1 pseudogene is annotated in these 1,530 nt (G+C 67.1%); it reads right to left on the minus strand.

Going from position 1 to position 1,530, the window contains the following annotated elements:
* Positions 1–361 precede the first annotated feature (361 nt).
* Positions 362–1,530: pseudogene (locus tag BQ8482_RS35425) on the minus strand (IS91 family transposase); the annotation flags it as partial.

The raw sequence follows: 1,530 nt of genomic DNA on the forward strand, positions 1-1,530 counted from the left end.
TGAATCAGGAGGGTTCTGTGTGGTCGCGGGCGCGATTGTGCGGGCACGCACGGGTCGCGACTACATTGAAGCCTTGATTGAACTGAACCGCGGGATGGCGGGTGGGGCTATGGGGATTTAGGGCTCGACAGTGTGTCCGAGGCGCCGGAGCGGGCTCGCCGATCGCTCTGGGGCAGTCGCCCGTCGTCGCGGTGCAGGACCATCTGCGACGCGAGAGACGGCGCCATTGGGTCGTTGACGCTGAGGTGCAGCGTTGCTGGCGACAGCCAGGCTGCGACTTTGACTAGCGGCGCGCAAAGGCCCGGCGGCGACTGTAGCAGACGCCGGGATGGACGGTGCGAGCGTGTCGGTAGGCAGCGTGTCATGAGGTGTCTGGCCAGGTCGGGGCCTTGCGCGGGATCGGGCCGAGCGAGGCCATGGCGGCGCCGCAGCCCGGACAGATGTCCAGGGAGCGCCCTGTGAGACAGCGGTAACGCTGGCGATAGTCGGCGGTCGGGTCCGGCGTCAGCGGCGTGGGCGCCGCCAGAAGAAGACGGCACTGGGCGAGCTTGGCGACGCGGTGGCCGTTGGCGAGGAGGCGTAATGGCGGATGCGATGGAATCCGTCTGGAAGGGCGTGCAGCAGGAAGCGCCGGATGAACTCGTCGGCGCTTAAGGTCATGAGCTTGTGCTTGGACTTGTCGTGGTGGCGATAGTCTTTCCAGCGGAAGCTGACCTTTCCCTGGTCCAGGCTCACGAGGCGGCTGTTGGCGATGGCGACGCGATGGGTGTAGCGGCCCAGATAGGCGAGGACCTGTTCGGGACCGCCGAACGGGGGCTTGGCGAAGACGACCCATTCGATCCGCTTCAATCCAGCCAGTTGGGTGCAGAAAGTGGCAGGGTCGGCCAGGCTGGCGAGATCGCTGAAGAAGCGAAGCTGACCGGCGTCGAAGGCGTCCTGCAGGCGCTCCAGGAATAGCCGCCTGAACAGGCGCGACAGAACCCGCACGGGCAGGAAAAATCCCGGCCGGCAGGCGATCCATCGCCGGTCCCCGGCCTTCCCCGGGGCAGGCTCGAGCGACAGGCCACCGCCCGGCACGACGCAGTGGACATGCGGATGATGGTGGAGATTTTGACCCCAGGTATGAAGCACGGCGACCATGCCGATCTCGGCGCCCAGATGCCTGGTATCGGCCGCCGCCACCCTCAAGGCTTCGGATGCGGCCTTGAACAGGATCGCATAGACCGCCGCCTTGTTCTGGAAGGCGATCTCAGCGATCTGGGCCGGGACGGTGAAGACCACGTGGAAGTAGGGGACAGGCAGCAGCTCAGCCTGCCGCTCGGCCAGCCACTGGGCGCGGGCTAGGCCTTGGCATTTAGGGCAGTGGCGGTTGCGGCAGGAGTTATAGGCTTGCCGCACGAGGCCGCAGTCGGTGCAGTGTTCGGCGTGACCGCCCAAGGCCGCGGTCCGGCACGCCTCCACCGCGGCCATGACCCGCCGCTCGACACGCGTCCCCTTCACGGCCTGGTCGCGGCGATAATCAGCCCCGGG

The organism is Mesorhizobium delmotii (assembly GCF_900149755.1).
In the GTDB taxonomy this organism is placed as follows: domain Bacteria; phylum Pseudomonadota; class Alphaproteobacteria; order Rhizobiales; family Rhizobiaceae; genus Mesorhizobium; species Mesorhizobium delmotii.